We start from the raw sequence: 17855 nt of genomic DNA, 5'->3' as shown, positions 1-17855 counted from the left end.
AACTCCAAAGCAGGTTTTACATCATTACGCTTTTTTTGTAAAGTATATAAGGTGTGGAAGTGAGGTGGATGCATTGGTTGCAAATATGACTGAAGACCAATTACTTGTATTAGTGATTAAGTATGTTAAAGAAGCGAAACGATCAGCACTCCAACAGTTATTAGAAGAGCTGCACCCGTATGATGTCGCCCAACTATATCGAGGCCTTCCTGAGAAACATCATCACAAGTTTCTAACATTTTTAACATCTGACCAAATAGCTGATTTAATTCAGGAATTAGAGTATGAAATGCAAATTGAAATTTTACACAAACTTGGAATTGAACGTTCCTCAAAAGTTATGAACTTGATGGATAACGATGACCTTGCTGACTTACTTAACGAATTGTCAGCAGACAAAATCCAAGAGTTTTTAGAGGTCATGAGAAAAGAAGACTCTCAAAAAATCCGCTCTTTAATGAGTTATCCAGCTGACACAGCCGGCGGATTAATGAACAATCAGTTTGTATGGATTCATGTGAACCAAACAGTGAGGCAAGCTGTTAATAAGCTAAAAGAATATGCCAGTTTCTCAGAAAACATCTATTATTTATATGTTATTAATGAGGAAAAAAAGCTGGTAGGAGTGGTTTCTTACCGAGATCTGTTAATTGCTGATGAAGATGAGCGCATTGAAGATATCATGTTCAGCCGAGTTGTATCTGTATCGGTCGATGCTGACCAAGAAGAGGTTGCACAAACAATCGAGCGTTATGATTTCATTGCTGTTCCTGTTGTAGATGCACAAAATACACTACTTGGGATTATTACTGTTGATGATGCCATCGATATCGTTATCAGAGAAGCCAATGAAGACATAGAAAAGCTATCAGCTTCCGGTAAAGATATTGACTTCAACACAAAAGCAACAACCGCTTCCTTTAGACGCCTCCCATGGCTTATCTTGTTATTATTTATTGGTTTATTATCCGGAAGTATTATTAGTGGTTTTGAGGAAACGCTAGACCAAGTCGTGGCACTGATCTTTTTTATGCCAATGATTGCAGGCATGACTGGTAATACTGGAACTCAATCACTAGCGGTTGTTGTTCGCGGTATTGTTACAAGCGATGTAGACCGTAAAACCGTCTTTAAATTGATCTTTCGTGAGCTAAGAGTTGGAATAATTATCGGCTTAACTTGCGGAGCACTCATTTTATTAGTAGCTACTCTATGGATAGGAAGTCTAACATTAGGGGTCGTTGTAGGTAGTTCCTTGTTAATAACGTTGATTGTTGGCACATTGGCAGGAACCGTTATTCCTCTTATGTTATATCGTTTTGGAGTAGACCCGGCGGTTGCTTCAGGTCCTCTCATCACTACAATTAACGATATCTTTTCCTTAATGATTTATTTTGGAATTGCTACAGCATTCTTATCTCAACTGCAGCATTTATAATTTTATTTGAAACAGCCTCGTTTATGTTGAGGCTGTTTTTTTTCGACAAATTGCCGGGGAAATAACTCGAAGCTTGATGAGAAAATAAACAAAAATGGATCTAACCTCAGGTTAGATCCATTCAAATTATGTTGTAAGAAAATGACCGATTACCCAATATAGAATTCCATACAACGCTGTAACTGACGCAATAATAATAAATAAGGCTTTGTTTGAAAGTTTCATGATGGTCACCCTTCATACTTATTCTTTTCGTAGTATACCTTATTTAGACTAGTTTGTTACTGAATTTTTTTTGAACAATGAACCCATATCAAATAAAACAGCCCTTCAAATCTTCATACTAAGATTTGAAGGGCTTTATTATCCTTATATACGTTCCTGCATCGTGTATGCTCTTGTGTAGATATGTTCAATGTCCGCATCAGTCATCACCATTAATTTACGCTCAGTCATCCCCTCTACCTTTGTTAGAAACTGAATCATATTTTCGCGTTCTTGCCTGCTCATATTAATCACCCTTTCTGTATTAATACATCATCGTTTATTTTTTATTATTATATAACAGAAGATTCAAAATGGTCAATCATTTCTTTTAATTTTTTTAATATGATTAAAAAGCCCTTTTTAAAAAGAAAAAACCTTGCTGAATAACAAGGTTGAAGTTCATTTCATAATCAGCACTGGGCAGGAGGCTTTTTTCATTACCTTGTGACTGACACTGCCAAGAACCATTTGCTGAAGCGGATTTAGTCCTCTGCATCCAATAACGATTAAATCTGCGTTGGTTGTTCTAGCAAAGCCTATAATTACTTGAACAGGCTCTCCTCTAAGGATCTTTATTTCATAATTAATCTTTTCTTTTTTCGCTATTTCACAAATAGCAGTTAACCTCTCCTTGCGCTTTTCGGATATGCCAAGTGTATCCCAATTTTGCAGTACGTCTGCCTTAGAAGTCGAACTATCGACTGCATAAACAACAAATACCTTCGTATCTCTCCCTTTAGCAAGTTCAATTGTCTTCTCAATTGCTTTCATAGAGTGCCAAGAACCATCAGCTGCTACTACAATTTGTTTGAACATAAGCTTCCCCCTCTTACTTACTATCAAACACTCTGCAAAATAAATGGAGTATTTTATTATACGAGCGGATATCACAAAGTGGCACTAATTTATAAAATAAAGCACCCTAGGAATTGATACTAGGATGCTTTAGACAATATTTTTATTGATTTAATTTATGTGCAACTTTAGCTAACCTTGCGCCTAATCGCTTCGCCATTGTAATATCTCTCTCATCTGGCAAGGCAGATCCATCCGGCCCTGAGATAGTAGATGCTCCATAAGGACTTCCGCCAATACCATCAGTTGTTAGCTGCTCGGGATTCTCACCATATGGAAGGCCTACAAAAATCATTCCGAAATGAAGCATAGGAATAAGGGACGTAATTACCGTAGTCTCTTGTCCGCCATGTACAGAACCTGTACTTGTAAAGATCGATGTTGCTTTACCCTCTAATTCTCCGTTAGCCCATAGACCGCCGGCTGAATCAAGAAATTGTTTCATTTGAGCTGGCATCGAGCCATACCTTGTTGGTACACCCCAAGCAATACCATCAGCCCATTTAAGATCATCATGCGTTGCTTCTGCTACTTGACCTTGTTCTTCTTGAGCTGATACGTAGGCGTCCTGACTAGACATCGCCTCCTTAACCGCATCAAATTCAGGTATTTTTACAAGCTTTACTTCTGTGCCTTCTACTTCTTCTGCTCCTTTTGCTACTGCTTTAGCCATTTCATAAATATGTCCATATGCACTGTAGTATGGTACAAGAATCTTCGCCATTGTTGAACACTCCCATTAACTAACTTTTTTAAAGTAACTATACATTTTATATTATTTCAATCATTTATAATTGTCAATTAATTCCCCTTGGTTTCTTATCTATACCACTTGTTTGTGGTAAACTAAACCTATTATTGAGGTCAACGTTCTTGAGGTGAACATTATGGATTATAGTAAAATGTGTCCTAAATACGAGCATGCAGCAGAATTATTAGGAAAGAAGTGGACTGGCTTAATTATACGGGTGCTGCTTGATGGTCCTAAACGCTTTAAAGAAATCAAAAAACAAATACCATATATGAGTGATCGAATTTTAACAGAACGGATGAAAGAGCTAGAACAGCTCGAGATTATTTCGAGAAATGTTTACCCAGAGACACCAGTTAGGATTGAGTATGAGTTAACTGAAAAAGGATTAGATTTAGAACCAGTTATTCACTCTATTCAAACTTGGGGAGAAAAATGGATGTAGGGAAGCAATCTAAGATTGCTTTCCTATTTCTAATCCGACTCTTTTGTCGATTTCCTAAAAGAAAAAATAACATCCATTCTAGGATCTCATTTTTTCTCTTCTTTTATTTCTTTAAGCCTTGCATAAACAATGAGAACATTAATGATACCCACTCTGATAAATCAATGTCTTCCTTTTTATCAGAAATATGTAAATGTGTTCTTTGAAGAGTGATCAATTGAAAAATATAGCTTGTTTTGACACTGGATGGAATATCCTCCCTGAGATCACAAGCTTGCTCTGCGATAAGAACGTACTTATTGATTCCATCAAGCAGCATTTCTTTTTCCTTCATTATTTTCAGCAATCTCTCATCATCATCTTGAAACGCGGCCTGTAACTCCCCTGTCAATTCTAAAATTAAGTGGATCTGTGCAAAATCCATCAAAATAGCTATAACCTTTTTCAATTGTTGTTCTGCAGGTAATTCGCTAGAGATCTGCTCCATTCTTTGAGTAATTAAATTCATTACTCTTAACATATACTCACATACTAAATCTTCTTTATTCGAAAAATATTCATAGATTGTACTTCTTCCTACTCCTAACCGACCTGATATCAGCCGAAAGTTCAATCGATCATACCCTATTTCTAATAGCAGTTCCTCTGTTACTTTCATTAACTCTTGAAGATCTATTATTTTTTTCCTCGCCATCCTACTCTTCACCCTTTATTCGTTACTATTTAAACTCACAAAAAAGAACTATACCATTATTAACTTTTCTACTAATAATACCCTATACATAGTATTATAATCCTAAGACTTTGTACTGTAAATTTTTAGATTTATCTTTTACTAAAAACCACTGCATAAGGATGGATTTTTTGTGAGTAGGAATGACCCTCGTCCTATCGGCACATGACGAAAAGGCGGGAAACTGGTATTCTTATAATAAGGAAGTATTTCGATTATCGAAGAGCTAATGTCATCTATCAAAAGAAAAGGGTGAGAATATGGATATACATACAATTGGAAAAAATATAAAGTTTTATCGCACCCTAAAGGGCCTTACTCAAAATGATCTAGCAGAAGGTATTTGTACCCAAGCACAGATCAGTAATATCGAAGCTGGAAAATTCATCCCGCTTTCAACCACCTTGTTTGAGATATCCAGGCGCCTTGGAGTAGATATGACTCACTTCTTTCATGAAGCATCAAACCCCCGGTACGACTACATTCAAGACTTTATACAAGATGTAAGAAAACAAACCGTCAACCGAAATTATAAAGAGGTATATGAACTTATTCTGGCAGAAGAGAAAAATCCTCTGTTTGAAAGTGTAGATTTAAAACAATTTATCCTTTGGCATAAAGGACTCTCACTGGCCTATATTAGTACGAATTATGAAGAAGCCCTTAAAATGCTTTTTAACGCACTTAATTTAACCTATAAAGGAAAAGACGGCTATTCTCAGGAAGAAATTCAAATTTTAAATGCGATCGGCATTGTCTATGATTTAAGCGGCAAGCCAGAAACATCGGTCGAAATATATGAGAGAGCGATCCATGGTACTTCTACCATTCCGCAATTAAACCCAAGAATAAAAGTTAGAGTATATTATAATTATGCCAAAGCCGTAAAAAGCCTTGGCGACTTCGCTAAATCGATTGAACTGAGTGAAAAAGGGATTCAGCTTTGTATTGAGAATGAGCTGCTCTACTTACTTGGAGAGTGCTTGTACCAAAAAGGTTACTGCCTCTTATTAACGAACCAATATAAACAAGGTGAAAAACAAATCAACGATGCCATTCATTTATTTAACATTGAGGGAAAAAAGCGATTGGCTGAAATTGCAGAGAAACAAAAAAAGGAAGCAATAGGATAACCCTATTGCTTCTTTTTTAATGTTTATTTGTATGTTATTATCCTGCGTGCGGAAGGTCACCGGCATGTGGTAGATCACCGGCATGCGGTAAGTCTCCAGCATGTGGCAGGTCACCTGCATGCGGAAGGTCAAAAGCAGCTTCATTGGCTGAGGCGGATAATGCACCAGCTCCTAAAATAAATGCTCCTACTAGTAATGCGCAAACAAAACGTTTTAATGACATCTTCTTCACCCTGCCTTCTCTTTAAGTTACGTTTAGTATACATCTTTTTCCACTTTTCTGAATTCTTCACAGTACCCTATTTCTTACTAATTAAAGCCCTGTATAAGCGAATAACTCGTATATCTCTTAAAAATATAAATGTACTCATAATGCAAGTTGGATGCAGAGAGCTCTCTCTGCATCCAGTACATCCTTAGGGATTATTGAGCCGCATACTCAGCATCCACTAAGCCATTTCCATAATACGTGCTGTTACCAAGCGGAATCGCTGTTTGATTCATACGATTACGAATTTGTGCCGCCGTTAAGTGAGGGTGTTTTTGTTTAACTAATGCAGCTACCCCAGCAACATGTGGAGATGCCATTGACGTACCATTTAAACTGCGATATCCGTTATTTAAATACGTACTGTTAATATTGACACCAGGCGCCATAATCTCAAGTTCTGATCCATAGCTTGAAAAGTTCGCTCTATTTCCATTTTGGTCCACCGCTCCAACAGCCATGACAGATGCATAGCGCGCTGGGTAGCCCATGTTATTCGAGCCGCCTTGTTGTCCTGAGTTTCCAGCCGCCCCAATTAATAAGACACCTGCATTCCTAGCGCGGTCTGCTGCTAATTGCAGGGTTGTAGACCCAGAAGGACTTCCTAAACTCATGTTGGCAATATCCATCCCATTATTCATCGCCCATTCAATCCCTTGAGCAATGGATGCATGCGAACCGCTTCCGTTACGATCAAGAACTTTAACAGCATATAGTTCAGCTCCAGGAGCCACTCCCAATACGCCATATGAATTGTTTAGGGCAGCTACAGTACCAGCTACGTGAGTACCGTGACCATTATAATCCACATAAGTGTTTTCTGTAGAGATAAAGCTTACTCCTCCTCTAATATGTAAATCAGGATGAGGAGCCACTCCTGTATCAAGTACTGCTACTTTTACTCCGTTCCCAAAGTAACCTTGACGATGAACAACATCCGAGTAAATATAAGGGATTCCCCAAGGAACTGTCTGTGCAATTTCAACTTCTTCGTTTTCCTCAATAAAATCAATATGAGGATTATTTTTCAATCCACTTACCGCTGCTTCTGGAAGCTCTGCATAGATAACTGGAAACTCTGTATATTCATGATGAATTTCTCCACCTGCATTTTGGATAAGTCCTTTTGCCTTGTCTGAGTTGAAACCAATTAAGTACTCTTGCTTCGCACCATTTGCACTAGCCGTACCTACTAGCATGATTAGAAACAAAATAGTTAAACTGCTGACCAATGCCGATTGCTTAACCTTCAACGCTGAGCGTATTTTTTGAAGATTCATAGGCGATCACCTCCTATGAATAATCTATCAAAATTCAAAAAAGTATGTATTTTCTGTGACAAGTTATTACAACCTATTTACTAGAATAATAGGAGGATTCTCGTCTATTATTCCACATTTAATAAATATAGTAATATAAATAGTTTTATATGAAAGGTTCAAAAAATAAACTGAGAATATAGAAAATGTGGAATTCCCCCCATAAAAAAAGGCATTTGAGGAACTTCTCAAATACCTTAATTGTATATTTAGTTATAGCGCGGCAAAATAATATCAATCAAAGTCCCTCTGTTGTATCCGCTGCGAATCCTAAAATCACCCTTATGTTCATGGATAATCTTTTGACTGATTGTTAACCCAAGCCCGATCCCCTTTTCTTTTGTTGTATAAAAAGGCGTTCCTAAATGAGCTAGGCGATCTTTTGGAATGCCTGGACCGTTATCAATAAATCTAAATCTAACCCTTTCCTCTCCATAGCAGCTTTCAACTTTAATTCGTATCTTGCCCTTTTGGGGCTTGATGGCTTCTATAGCGTTACGCAATAAATTGATGAATACTTGTTTTAACTGATTTTCTACTGCATAGATGGACATCTGCTCTGTCTCTACATAGATGACGTCGATTTCAATATTATTTAAATGGGCCTCAGGACCATAAACTCATTGATAATCTCTTCAATTCTATTTAATTCAGAAAAAATAATCTCCCAGTAATGATTATCTTTTTTCTCGACATTTTGTTCTTGATATAATTGAAGAAAACCTTTTATCGATGTTAATGGATTTCGGATCTCGTGAGCCACTCCTGCTGCAAGCTGTCCAACTACAGATAGCTTGTCTAACCTGCGAATCATTTTTTCATTTTCTTTCCGCTCGGTAATGTCACGGCTTTCTATTAAGATGTCTGATTGTTCTCCTTCATCAAACATCCTTAAAATGGATTCGATCCAAATGATGCTTCCATCCTTACGATACATACGGTACTCCATTCGTTGCTGTTCTTTTGTTTCCAAAACCCTTTGAAAGGTTTCATAAGTATGATCCCTGTCATTAGGATGGATTCTCAAGGTTGCTGTATCTCCTATCAGCTCACTTTCTTTATAGCCAAGCAGCCTTTCATGAGATGGCGAGATATACTTTCCAACCCCATTGCGGTCTATAATCGAAATAAGATCATAGGAATTATCAGCAATTAAGCGATAGCGTTTTTCACTTTCACGCAATGCTTCCTCCTGCCTTTTCTTTTCTGTTACATCATTTAACAGCACAAGATTCACCTTGTTATCTCTTATGCTTATTGACGTAACCATTGCCTCGATAATTTTATATTGTTGATCTAACGTTTTAATAGTGTATTCACTTTTACCTTGAACCGGTTCCTGGTGTACATCTGTAGAGCGTTTTTTTATTTCAGCATGATGCTCCATGTTAGCAAACGAATAGATGGATTTGCCTATTAATTTGGATTCATCATCCGTCCCCATTAAGGTAAGGGCCGCATGATTCACATATTGAACCGTCCCCTCTTGATGAACAAAAATCGGCAAAGGACAAAGGTCGACTAGCTTTCGATATCTCTCTTCGCTTTCCCGCAGCAGGGATTCAATCTTTTTTTGTTCAGACATATCACGAAAGACACTTAATGAACCAACAATTTCCCCGTCTACATCTGTCACGTAGGAATACGTAATGGAGACATCAAATAATTCTCCGCCTCTTCTTAATCTTTGAGTAGTAATATGGGAATAGCTCGAGCCCCTCAAAGACATTTCGTTAATTCTAGAGGATTCTTCAATTAAAGAGACAGGAAGAATATTAATTTCAAATACTTTTTTCCCTAACACTTCTTCACTTTTCCAGCCAAACATGTCCGTAAAAGCAATGTTTACAAATGTGATTGTTCCGTTAACATCACGAACTAATACCGCATCTTCCGTATTTGATAAGTAAGTGAGCAAGGAAGCATTATAGGAGCCGATTAAATTCTGCTTATTTTTCCCAACAATTAAAACGACCCATTCTTTTATCTCTTCTACATAAACAGGGCTGCAGCTTACCGTTAAAATCCCTTTATCTTCAAGAGAAAACGAAAAAGACACTTTTTTCAGAGTTTTAAATGCATTTTTACACGTGCGCTCAAACTCATTTTCCTTACATACAAAGCCATTCTTACCATGCATGAAAAATTCGGCTACCCATTTTTCTGCTGGCTGGTTGTATGCGGTTAGCAGGATCTCTTTATCTGTATTTCTGCAAATAAACACACTATCACTCGTTTGGTAAAACCACGAGAGAAAGAGTTCATCTTTTACTAGATCTTTTGGCTCCGGCACGATCATCACAACCATTCTCCATGAATCTGTCTATATTTTTATTATATAAGATAAATGTGCTGCCTGAACACAACAAATTATGGATATTAATACCAAATAAAGAAACGAGAGGTCTATCGAGTGACCTCTCGTTTCTTTTGTCCTTTTATTTAGGTTAATTTAATCCGTTTAATGCATCTTTAACCGTTTCAATAATAAAACGGATATCTTCTGTTTCGATGGATAATGGAGGCGAGAGCGTGAGAACATTATTGAATCCTGCTACAGTTGCTCCATTCTTCCCTACGATGAGGCCTTTATCTTTGCAGGTTCCAATCACCTGGTTGACTAATTGTACATCAAGAGGTTCTTTAGTACTCTTGTCTTTTACTAATTCAATACCAATTAGCAACCCTTTGCCTCTGACATCACCGACATATGGGTTAGTTTGCAGTAACGTTTGAAGATCCGCTCTCATCTGATTACCGAGCTCAGCTGAACGATCGAATAATTTTTCTTTATCCATAATCTCTAAATTCTTTAGAGCGAGTGCACATGACGCAGGACTGCCGCCAAACGTGTTTACGTGCCTTAGGTATTCGTACTCTTCTGTGCCTTTAAATGCTTCATAAATTTCTCGCTTCACCGCTGTTGCTGACAGCGGTAAATAGGCACTTGTGATTCCTTTAGCCATTGTAACAATATCCGGCTGCACCCCGTAATGCTGGAACCCAAACGGCTTTCCTGTGCGTCCGAAACCGCAGATGACTTCATCTGAGATAAGAAGGGCTCCGTGAGCTTCACAAGCCTCCTTCACACCTTTCATATAATTTTCAGGGGGAACTAATACTCCTCCGCCCGTGATAATTGGTTCCATAATAACAGCCGCTACGGTTTCACTTAATTCCCACGTCATTGCCTGCTCTATATCACTTACAGACGTTAAAGAACGCGGCTCAGCTGTTTCATTTTCAGGCCTTCTGTACATGTCAGGAGGAGGAACATGTATGAAACCAGGCGCTAACGGTTCATACTTATACTTGCGCTGTGCCTGGCCTGTTGCAGCTAGTGCCCCCATCGAGTTGCCGTGATAGGCGCGGTATCTAGAGATAAATTTATATCTCGAGCCTTCACCGCGCTGCTGATGATACTGTCTAGCAATTTTAAAAGCTACTTCATTTGCTTCTGAACCACTATTGGAAAAGAAAATGACATAATCATCGCCAAGCATTTCATTTAACTTTTCACCTAGTTTAATAGCGGGTTCATGACTCTGAGTTAATGGAAAATAAGCGAGTTCTTTTAATTGCTCATAAGCAGCTTCAGCAAGCTCTGTACGCCCGTAGCCGACATTTACACACCATAAACCAGCCATCCCATCTAGATACTGATTGCCATCACTATCTGTCACCCATGCTCCATTTGCTTTTTTCACTACCATCGTAGCGTTAGGGTTATAAGGCTTCATGGAATGCCAAAGGTACTTCTCATCAGCTGCTTTCATATCCAACTTTTGGTTCGTCTTCTCCAAGTGACCTCCCCCTTCCTATTTTAGTTCATCAATTAAAAGTCAAAACGTGACGTGATCATCTTCTTACGTGTGAAGAAGTTCACTCCATCTTTTCCGTTTACATGCAAATCACCATAGAATGAATCTTTCCAGCCTGAGAATGGGAAGAAGGCCATCGTTGCTGGTACCCCTACATTAATTCCGAGCATACCTGCATCTGCCTCTTCACGGAACTTTCTTACTGATGCCGCATCTTTGGAATAAAGAGTTGCCCCGTTTCCATAGCGGGATTTGCGGATATATTCAAGTCCTCCATCAAGATCTTCTGCACGAAGGAGACTTAAAACCGGTGCAAAAATTTCTTCTTTTGCAATTGTCATATCCGGCGTGACGTGATCAAAGATCGTCGGCCCTAAAAATGTTCCTTCTTTTATTTCATCCATTTCCTTACGTCCATCGCGGATTAAAGAGGCGCCTTCTTCTACCCCTTTATGGATATAGCCAAGCACTTTCTCACGATGAGAATCACGAATAACTGGTGTTAAAAGTACATCCTCTTCAAGGCCGCTTCCAATCGTCAACTCATCTGCTTTTTTCTTTAACAGGCTCACAAATTTATCATTATCGCCGACTACGACAACCGCACTACAAGCCATACAGCGTTGCCCTGCGCTTCCAAATGTCGAGCTGATAATATGCTGAGCTGCTTTTTCCATATCTGCATCAGGCATCACGATATGATGGTTTTTCGCTCCAGATAGAGCTTGAACACGTTTTCCTTCGGCTGCGGCACGCTGATAGACATACTTAGCAACCGGCTGTGACCCTACAAAAGAAATGGCTTTTACATCTTCATGATCTAGTAAACCATTTACGACATCATGAGCCCCGTGTACCACATTTAATACCCCTTTTGGCGCCCCAGCTTCTGTAAAAAGCTCTACTAATCTATTTGCGAGTAATGGCGTTCTCTCAGACGGCTTTAATACGAAAGTGTTACCACAAGCAATAGCCAGCGGGAACATCCATAATGGCACCATCATAGGGAAGTTAAATGGCGTGATACCTCCTACTACTCCTAGCGGGTAACGAAACATTTCTGAATCAATTTCTTCAGCGATTCCTGAGAGGGTTTCACCCATTATTAATGTTGGCGCCCCAGAGGCAAACTCTACACATTCGATCCCGCGCTGAACTTCTCCGTATGCCTCTTTAAATGCTTTCCCATTTTCTTGTACAATCAGCTTTGCAAGCTCTTCATGCTGATCAGTTAAAAGCGTATGGTATTTGAATAAGATTCTCGCTCTCTTTGGAACAGGAACGTTTTTCCATTTTTTGAATGCTTCATTAGCTGCCTTTACTGCTTGATCCACATCTTCTTTTGTCGAGATGGGTACAGAAGCAAGAATTTCACCTGTCGCTGGATTTGGCACCTCAAGAGTGTCTTTCCCATTTGATGCAACCCATTCACCATTAATATAGTTTTTAAGCTCAGTTGATTTTTTTAGTACAGCCATGCCTGTCTCCCCCTCAATCGTTTTAATTTTCACACTATTCGATCCATGCTTCTATTATCTGTTATAAGGCGCGAGGTTGCATTAGACATTGTGTCAAATAAGCACCATAAATTTTTCCACATAATGATCATCAGCCAAATAAAAAATACACCCCATTTAAGGAGTGCAAATAAAAGTGATTAAACTGTCCGCTTTTGCAGCTGTTCTTCAACATTTAAATAATCTTTTGCAAGAAGCATAAATTCAAGTGCCAGCCTTTTCTCCGCTTCCATAAAGTCAGATCCAAGAAGCTTTTCGAGCTTTTCAATCCGATGATATAACGTTTGGCGTACAATAAATAATCGTTTAGCTGTCTCTTGCTTAGACCCGCTGCATGTTAAATAGGCTTTTAGCGTTTCAAGCAATTGTCCATTATATCGCTTATCATATTCAATGACCGGCGCTAAGTAATCACTAACGATTTCATCAAGGTTTGCATGCTGGTGAATGACCGATAAGATACGGTATAAATGAAGGTCATCATAAAACATGCTCATCTCTTTATGATGTGCTCTATTAGTAAGCAGCAGCGCTTCCCTTGCTGTTTTGTAGCTAACATTTACATCCTCAAGCTGATAAATGTATTTTCCCACCCCAAATCTGTAGGAAGAAACACTTTTCCCACCTGTGCCTTCTTGTGCTCTAACTCGCTCAAACGCTTCTTTGGCTCGTTCTTTCCAATCATCACCAGCCCTTTTATTCCCTAAAATCAATACTAGGTCCTGCCTGACATCAATCGTAAATAAATGAAAGCCATACTGCTCAAAAACGGTACGGATCCATAATTTTAAATAGGTGCAATCGGTATCTGCACCATGCCTTGCCGGCTGGTATTTACACACACACACCACTGCCCCGTTAAGCTTTAAGCCTGGTTCAAGGGAAGCGAGATGTTCATCAATGACGGCCTCTCTATGTGAGCCTTCCAGCCAATCTAACATCCACTGTGACTCCTCGGCATTTTTTCTTTCTTCCACATACATCGTTCTAAGGAGCTGTTGAGCTAGGGCTGTTACGGTTCTGTCTAAAATTAAAAAATCATATTCCGTTAAATCACGGTCTTTTGAAATAATCATTACTTCTGCATATTGATTTCCTAGTAACATGACCGGTTGTTTTGCTACTTTGGACTGTTTATCCATAGCAGCCTCTTCTGCTAATTTATACAGCTGTTTCCTCCTTCCTTTAGGAGGTTCAGGATAGAATTTAAGGTCTTTCTCATTAAACCTTGCTACGACTTGTACATCTAAGTACATTTGACAAAATGTTAAAATCTCATCATATTCGCTTATTTCTAAGAGCTTCTTATTTAATTGCTGAGAGTAATGTTCAAGATCTGATATGACTTGGTATTGTTTATTGATAAGCGTTGAATGGATATCTTGTGTAATTTCTACGAAAGGAACTTCTTGATTAAATACAATGATAGGAAATTGGTGAGTATTTGCTATTTCAATAACATCTGGAGGGATCGTGGATGTATTTGTGCCGATTTCAATACATAGACCTGCAGCTTCGCAATCAATCAATTGTTTAACAAATTGCACAAATAAAGAGGGATCATCTTTAAAGCCGAGTCCTGTTGTTAAAATTAATTCATGACCTCTTAAAAGGTTTTTAATTTGTACGACTTCTACTACGTGGACCCACTTGACTAAACGATCAAGCCCTAAAGCCCCCGCCACCACTTCAATATGGTCAAAATGCTTCCGTTTCACAATCTCTTCAATTGATATATACGATTTCATTATCTAAATATCACCTCTTCTAAAGAGTAGAGAAATCAGTAAACATTACGTTATTAATCTAGGTTGTACTTACTTCTATAACTCGTCCACTATCTCCTGCCTCACTCTAAAAATGATATGTAAGAAAACCTCCCTAAATAAAAAAGCTGTACTAAGACGAGTGATCTCAGTACAGCTTGCTATTTAACCGGTTTTTTGAGCTTGCTTTAATAGGAGAACAGAAAAGTATTTTCTCGCATCCGCTGTCTTAATATGAAGACGTTCATATTGCTGCTGACCGCGGCTCATACTTTGGGCAGGCAGTTCAAACTCTACAAAAGCGCCGCTTAGATTTTCTGTAACTCCTTTAATTACATAGCCTTGCTGGATCAAATAATCGATTTCATCCCTCTCGGCCAAGTATTCTTGGTAGTCAGACATAAATGGTCCCCTCTCTATGCATTTTGTGCTGTTTTGGCTGTTTGTTCTTTCTCATCATCATCCTCTATAATCCAATCTCTTCCAACCGTGATCCCTAAATACTTCTCATCACTCGGATCGTTCAGCTCGGCCTGCTGATATTTTTCAAACCACCAGTACTTCGCAAGAACATAATACACGGCAGCTCCGACAACAAAACCAACAGCAAAAGAATACGTTTGAATGAAGTATGCTGCACCTCCGCCAAGAACCCAGGCAATTAGTCCAGCAAGATTCAGACCCTTCCAGTAGTGATATTGACCATCCTCTTTATAAAGATCAACTACATTTACACGGCGCTTACGAATGAAATAATAATCTGCTACTAATATTCCAACGATCGCCGATAAGATGCCTCCTACTATAAGGAGCGCCGGAATAATAATCCCAAATAAACTCCATGGCTGTACAAGCACGCCGATTAAACCGGCTACTACTACTCCTGTCCAGAATGGAAGCTTAGGGCCTCCGACATTTGAGAAAATCGTTGCTGCAGGAACAAGGTTTGCAGATATATTCGTAGACCATTGAGCAAAGACAATCATTAAGAGAAGGACACCAAGAACGATACCGCTTGCCGCTTCTTGAAGAGCGATTACCGGATCATAATTGGATACGGCGATGAAGGACACCGCACCAATCACTACCATAAACGTCTGGACAATTGGCAGTGTGATTAAGCTGCCCACAATTTGTCCTTTGTTGCGTTTAAACCAATTTCTCTCAAGTTTTGGCGCTTTAATAAATCTTGAAATAGATGGCATATCTGCCGCAAGCGTCCCCCAAAAGCCCATGTTACTCATGATAACAATGGCAAAAGCTGTAACAGCTGCTCCGCCTGTTACCGGACTTTCAATCCAGCTCCACACGTCACGCCCTGCAGCCAAAGCCTGGTCTGATAAGGTAGTGTACATCCATGCAGATATAATAATAATGATCGGTGCTGCAAGATCTGCAAAACGTTCTACTGCTTTAATTCCAAGGGCTGTATTGATGACCTGAATCGTAGCAAAGAATAAGAAACAAACAAACCAGTTATCAAAGCCGGTTAAAACAAACAAGATTCCATTCATGGCCGTTGCACCAAAGTAGGTGTTAATCCCAAACCAACATGAGGCCACAAATCCTCGTATAAGAGATGGAATATGAGTGCCTATCGTCCCAAAGGGTGCCCTCATGTAGACCGGAAATGATAATCCATGTTCCACACCGATATCACCGGTTAGTGTCATACATAGTCCAATAGCAATTGATCCTATGATGGTGGCTAAAATAACCATTCCAAGAGGCAAAGATTGAACACCTTCTCCACCAATTGCAAATGCTGCTAAGACAACCGCCATACCTACCCAGATAATAGCGAAACCTAATGTACTGATCTTTCGGTCGCCATGCGTTATCGGAAGCAGGTCAGGAGACTTTAAATAACTTGAGTTTTTCTTCATCACGTGATCCCCCTCTTATGTGCTAGTAACCTAGCAATCATACTTTTGTTAAACCGCGCCATTATCAGATAGGTTGATTTTATGATAAATGGACGATCATTTTAGAAAGGTTCATGCGTGACTGGCTTCCCTCTCCCAGCTTCTCTATAGCTTCTCTATATAGAATGCTTCTGGCGGCAGCTCGCTTTTCATTTGTTATTTAGATATCACTTCATCTGCATTAGCGGTCAGTGTTTGACCGTATTTAGCTCTCTTCACATATTTTCCGGTACCAGGAGATCCGACAAATTGCTTATCTCGAATAACAAACTCCCCTCTAGATAAGACAGAAACAGCTTCCCCTGTTACTTTCATTCCTTCAAAGGCATTATAATCGACCGCCATATGATGGGTATCAGCCGAAATTGTCCGCTCAACCGTTGGGTCAAACAAGACAAGATCCGCGTCCGCACCGATCGCAATCGTCCCCTTTTGTGGATAGAGACCAAATAACTTAGCAATACGAGTAGAAGTGATATCAACAAATTGATTTAACGAGATCCGCCCTTTTGTTACCCCCTCCGAATAGAGGATGCTTACACGGTCTTCAATAATCGGACCGCCATTCGGTATTTTTGTAAAATCACCTCTTCCTAGTTCCTTTTGTCCTTTAAAGTCAAACGAACATTGATCTGAGCCGAGCGTTTGTAAGTCCCCGTTTTTCAGAGCATTCCACAACACATCTTGGTGGTGCTTCTCTCTTAGTGGCGGTGACCACACATACTTCGCCCCTTCAAAATTAGGCTTCTCTAATGCCGTTTGATCGAGAACTAAATATTGTGGACATGTTTCGCCCCACACATCAAAGCCTTTACGTCTAGCTTCCGCGATTTTCTCGACAGCGTCGCTGCATGATACATGCACAACATACAGCTGCGAATCAGCAAGACCCGTTAATTGAGCAGCTCTGCCTGTTGCTTCTCCTTCTACTTCCGGTGGTCTGGTCAGCGCATGATAAATAGGATCTGTCTGCCCTTTTTCAATCGCTTGTTTCGTTAAATAATCAATTACATCCCCATTCTCAGCATGCACCATGACTAAACCGCCCAGCTCTTTTGCCGTAACAAGCGTTCTGAAAAGTGTTTCATCATCAGCTTGGAAGACATTTTTATAAGCCATGAAGACTTTGAATGAAGTGATTCCCTCATCAGAAATCACTCTCGGGATCTCTTGTAATACGTCATCATTTATTTCACCAATCATTAAATGGAAACCGTAATCAATCACTGCTTTGTCCTTGGATTTTGCGTGCCATTCATCAATGGAGGACTGCATTGGCTCTCCCTTTTTCGTCAAGCAAAAATCGATGACTGTCGTCGTTCCGCCGTAAGCTGCAGCAATTGTGCCAGATTCAAAGTCATCCTTTGAAACAGTGCCGCCAAACGGCATTTCTAAATGCGTGTGCGGATCAATTCCGCCCGGAAACACATAACATCCTTTAGCATCTACTGTTTCAGCCCCATTTGCCGAAAGATTTGAACCGATCGCTGCAATCTTCCCGTCTTCAATGAGAAGGTCGGCTTCATACGTTTCAGATGCCGTTACAACCGTGCCGTTTTTAATCAACTTCTTCATTCGTTAGTCCTCCTTTGACCTTCTTCACTTTTATTCGTTCAC

17 protein-coding genes are annotated in these 17855 nt (G+C 39.4%); 3 read left to right on the top strand and 14 right to left on the bottom strand.

Annotated elements, in window-relative coordinates:
* The first annotated feature begins 73 nt into the window (after window positions 1-73).
* The gene (mgtE, locus tag BPOF4_RS01250) at window positions 74-1438 is read left to right on the top strand and encodes a magnesium transporter (RefSeq protein ID WP_087943507.1); all 1365 of its coding nucleotides are present in this window, start codon (window positions 74-76) and stop codon (window positions 1436-1438) included.
* Window positions 1439-1807: 369 nt separating this feature from the next.
* On the opposite strand, the gene BPOF4_RS01245 is transcribed toward mgtE, so the two are convergent.
* From BPOF4_RS01245 to wrbA, 3 genes are all read right to left on the bottom strand, one after another.
* Window positions 1808-1948 (bottom strand): BH0509 family protein, encoded by a 141-nt coding sequence (locus BPOF4_RS01245; RefSeq protein WP_012957243.1) that lies wholly within the window; start codon window positions 1946-1948, stop codon window positions 1808-1810.
* A 156-nt stretch (window positions 1949-2104) separates the two neighbouring features.
* Window positions 2105-2521: a universal stress protein gene (locus BPOF4_RS01240; protein WP_012957242.1), complete on the bottom strand. Its 417-nt coding sequence runs from the start codon at window positions 2519-2521 to the stop codon at window positions 2105-2107.
* Between the two features lie 142 nt (window positions 2522-2663).
* Complete coding sequence (wrbA, locus tag BPOF4_RS01235) at window positions 2664-3284, bottom strand: NAD(P)H:quinone oxidoreductase (protein ID WP_012957241.1); 621 nt, start codon at window positions 3282-3284, stop codon at window positions 2664-2666.
* 163 nt (window positions 3285-3447) lie between these two features.
* Between wrbA and BPOF4_RS01230 the strand changes: the two genes are divergently transcribed.
* Window positions 3448-3756: a winged helix-turn-helix transcriptional regulator gene (locus BPOF4_RS01230; protein ID WP_012957240.1), complete on the top strand. Its 309-nt coding sequence runs from the start codon at window positions 3448-3450 to the stop codon at window positions 3754-3756.
* A 103-nt stretch (window positions 3757-3859) separates the two neighbouring features.
* On the opposite strand, the gene BPOF4_RS01225 is transcribed toward BPOF4_RS01230, so the two are convergent.
* Window positions 3860-4450, bottom strand: coding sequence for a TetR/AcrR family transcriptional regulator (locus BPOF4_RS01225; RefSeq protein WP_012957239.1), 591 nt, complete (start codon window positions 4448-4450; stop codon window positions 3860-3862).
* A gap of 299 nt (window positions 4451-4749) precedes the next feature.
* Between BPOF4_RS01225 and BPOF4_RS01220 the strand changes: the two genes are divergently transcribed.
* The gene (locus BPOF4_RS01220) at window positions 4750-5622 is read left to right on the top strand and encodes a helix-turn-helix domain-containing protein (protein WP_012957238.1); all 873 of its coding nucleotides are present in this window, start codon (window positions 4750-4752) and stop codon (window positions 5620-5622) included.
* Window positions 5623-5659: 37 nt separating this feature from the next.
* Here the strand turns inward: BPOF4_RS01220 and BPOF4_RS01215 are convergent, their stop codons facing one another.
* The 10 genes from BPOF4_RS01215 to hydA form a co-directional block, all read right to left on the bottom strand.
* Window positions 5660-5845 (bottom strand): hypothetical protein, encoded by a 186-nt coding sequence (locus tag BPOF4_RS01215; protein WP_012957237.1) that lies wholly within the window; start codon window positions 5843-5845, stop codon window positions 5660-5662.
* A 200-nt stretch (window positions 5846-6045) separates the two neighbouring features.
* Window positions 6046-7170 (bottom strand): S8 family peptidase, encoded by a 1125-nt coding sequence (locus BPOF4_RS01210; protein ID WP_012957236.1) that lies wholly within the window; start codon window positions 7168-7170, stop codon window positions 6046-6048.
* Window positions 7171-7418: 248 nt separating this feature from the next.
* Window positions 7419-7763: an ATP-binding protein gene (locus tag BPOF4_RS21890; RefSeq protein WP_012957235.1), complete on the bottom strand. Its 345-nt coding sequence runs from the start codon at window positions 7761-7763 to the stop codon at window positions 7419-7421.
* Window positions 7764-7804: 41 nt separating this feature from the next.
* Window positions 7805-9508, bottom strand: coding sequence for a PAS domain S-box protein (locus BPOF4_RS21885; protein ID WP_012957234.1), 1704 nt, complete (start codon window positions 9506-9508; stop codon window positions 7805-7807).
* A 148-nt stretch (window positions 9509-9656) separates the two neighbouring features.
* Complete coding sequence (locus BPOF4_RS01195) at window positions 9657-11012, bottom strand: aspartate aminotransferase family protein (RefSeq protein WP_012957233.1); 1356 nt, start codon at window positions 11010-11012, stop codon at window positions 9657-9659.
* A 32-nt stretch (window positions 11013-11044) separates the two neighbouring features.
* Entirely contained in the window at window positions 11045-12508 is a 1464-nt protein-coding gene (locus BPOF4_RS01190; protein WP_012957232.1) for a CoA-acylating methylmalonate-semialdehyde dehydrogenase, read from the bottom strand.
* Window positions 12509-12687: 179 nt separating this feature from the next.
* Window positions 12688-14295: a PucR family transcriptional regulator gene (locus BPOF4_RS01185; protein WP_012957231.1), complete on the bottom strand. Its 1608-nt coding sequence runs from the start codon at window positions 14293-14295 to the stop codon at window positions 12688-12690.
* 183 nt (window positions 14296-14478) lie between these two features.
* Complete coding sequence (locus BPOF4_RS01180) at window positions 14479-14715, bottom strand: hypothetical protein (protein WP_012957230.1); 237 nt, start codon at window positions 14713-14715, stop codon at window positions 14479-14481.
* A 14-nt stretch (window positions 14716-14729) separates the two neighbouring features.
* Window positions 14730-16199, bottom strand: a complete 1470-nt coding sequence (locus tag BPOF4_RS01175; protein WP_012957229.1) for an NCS1 family transporter — start codon at window positions 16197-16199, stop codon at window positions 14730-14732.
* 195 nt (window positions 16200-16394) lie between these two features.
* Entirely contained in the window at window positions 16395-17813 is a 1419-nt protein-coding gene (gene hydA / locus BPOF4_RS01170) for a dihydropyrimidinase (protein ID WP_012957228.1), read from the bottom strand.
* Between the last annotated feature and the right edge of the window lie 42 nt (window positions 17814-17855).

Origin of the sequence: Alkalihalophilus pseudofirmus OF4 (genome assembly GCF_000005825.2) — a bacterium.
GTDB lineage: Bacteria > Bacillota > Bacilli > Bacillales > Bacillaceae_D > Alkalihalophilus > Alkalihalophilus pseudofirmus.
Note: the sequence above shows the minus strand (reverse complement) of the source record. Positions and strands in the feature narration are given on the sequence as shown.

What these genes read in the sequence shown, in the direction of transcription:
- BPOF4_RS21885 (WP_012957234.1), bottom strand. Translation starts at nt 9,508, where the DNA reads ATGATCGTGCCGGAGCCAAAAGATCTAGTAAAAGATGAACTCTTTCTC.
- BPOF4_RS01240 (WP_012957242.1), bottom strand. Translation starts at nt 2,521, where the DNA reads ATGTTCAAACAAATTGTAGTAGCAGCTGATGGTTCTTGGCACTCTATG.
- BPOF4_RS01225 (WP_012957239.1), bottom strand. Translation starts at nt 4,450, where the DNA reads ATGGCGAGGAAAAAAATAATAGATCTTCAAGAGTTAATGAAAGTAACA.
- BPOF4_RS21890 (WP_012957235.1), bottom strand. Translation starts at nt 7,763, where the DNA reads ATGTCCATCTATGCAGTAGAAAATCAGTTAAAACAAGTATTCATCAAT.
- BPOF4_RS01190 (WP_012957232.1), bottom strand. Translation starts at nt 12,508, where the DNA reads ATGGCTGTACTAAAAAAATCAACTGAGCTTAAAAACTATATTAATGGT.
- BPOF4_RS01185 (WP_012957231.1), bottom strand. Translation starts at nt 14,295, where the DNA reads ATGAAATCGTATATATCAATTGAAGAGATTGTGAAACGGAAGCATTTT.
- BPOF4_RS01180 (WP_012957230.1), bottom strand. Translation starts at nt 14,715, where the DNA reads ATGTCTGACTACCAAGAATACTTGGCCGAGAGGGATGAAATCGATTAT.
- BPOF4_RS01220 (WP_012957238.1), top strand. Translation starts at nt 4,750, where the DNA reads ATGGATATACATACAATTGGAAAAAATATAAAGTTTTATCGCACCCTA.
- BPOF4_RS01230 (WP_012957240.1), top strand. Translation starts at nt 3,448, where the DNA reads ATGGATTATAGTAAAATGTGTCCTAAATACGAGCATGCAGCAGAATTA.
- BPOF4_RS01245 (WP_012957243.1), bottom strand. Translation starts at nt 1,948, where the DNA reads ATGAGCAGGCAAGAACGCGAAAATATGATTCAGTTTCTAACAAAGGTA.
- wrbA (WP_012957241.1), bottom strand. Translation starts at nt 3,284, where the DNA reads ATGGCGAAGATTCTTGTACCATACTACAGTGCATATGGACATATTTAT.
- hydA (WP_012957228.1), bottom strand. Translation starts at nt 17,813, where the DNA reads ATGAAGAAGTTGATTAAAAACGGCACGGTTGTAACGGCATCTGAAACG.
- BPOF4_RS01175 (WP_012957229.1), bottom strand. Translation starts at nt 16,199, where the DNA reads ATGAAGAAAAACTCAAGTTATTTAAAGTCTCCTGACCTGCTTCCGATA.
- BPOF4_RS01215 (WP_012957237.1), bottom strand. Translation starts at nt 5,845, where the DNA reads ATGTCATTAAAACGTTTTGTTTGCGCATTACTAGTAGGAGCATTTATT.
- BPOF4_RS01210 (WP_012957236.1), bottom strand. Translation starts at nt 7,170, where the DNA reads ATGAATCTTCAAAAAATACGCTCAGCGTTGAAGGTTAAGCAATCGGCA.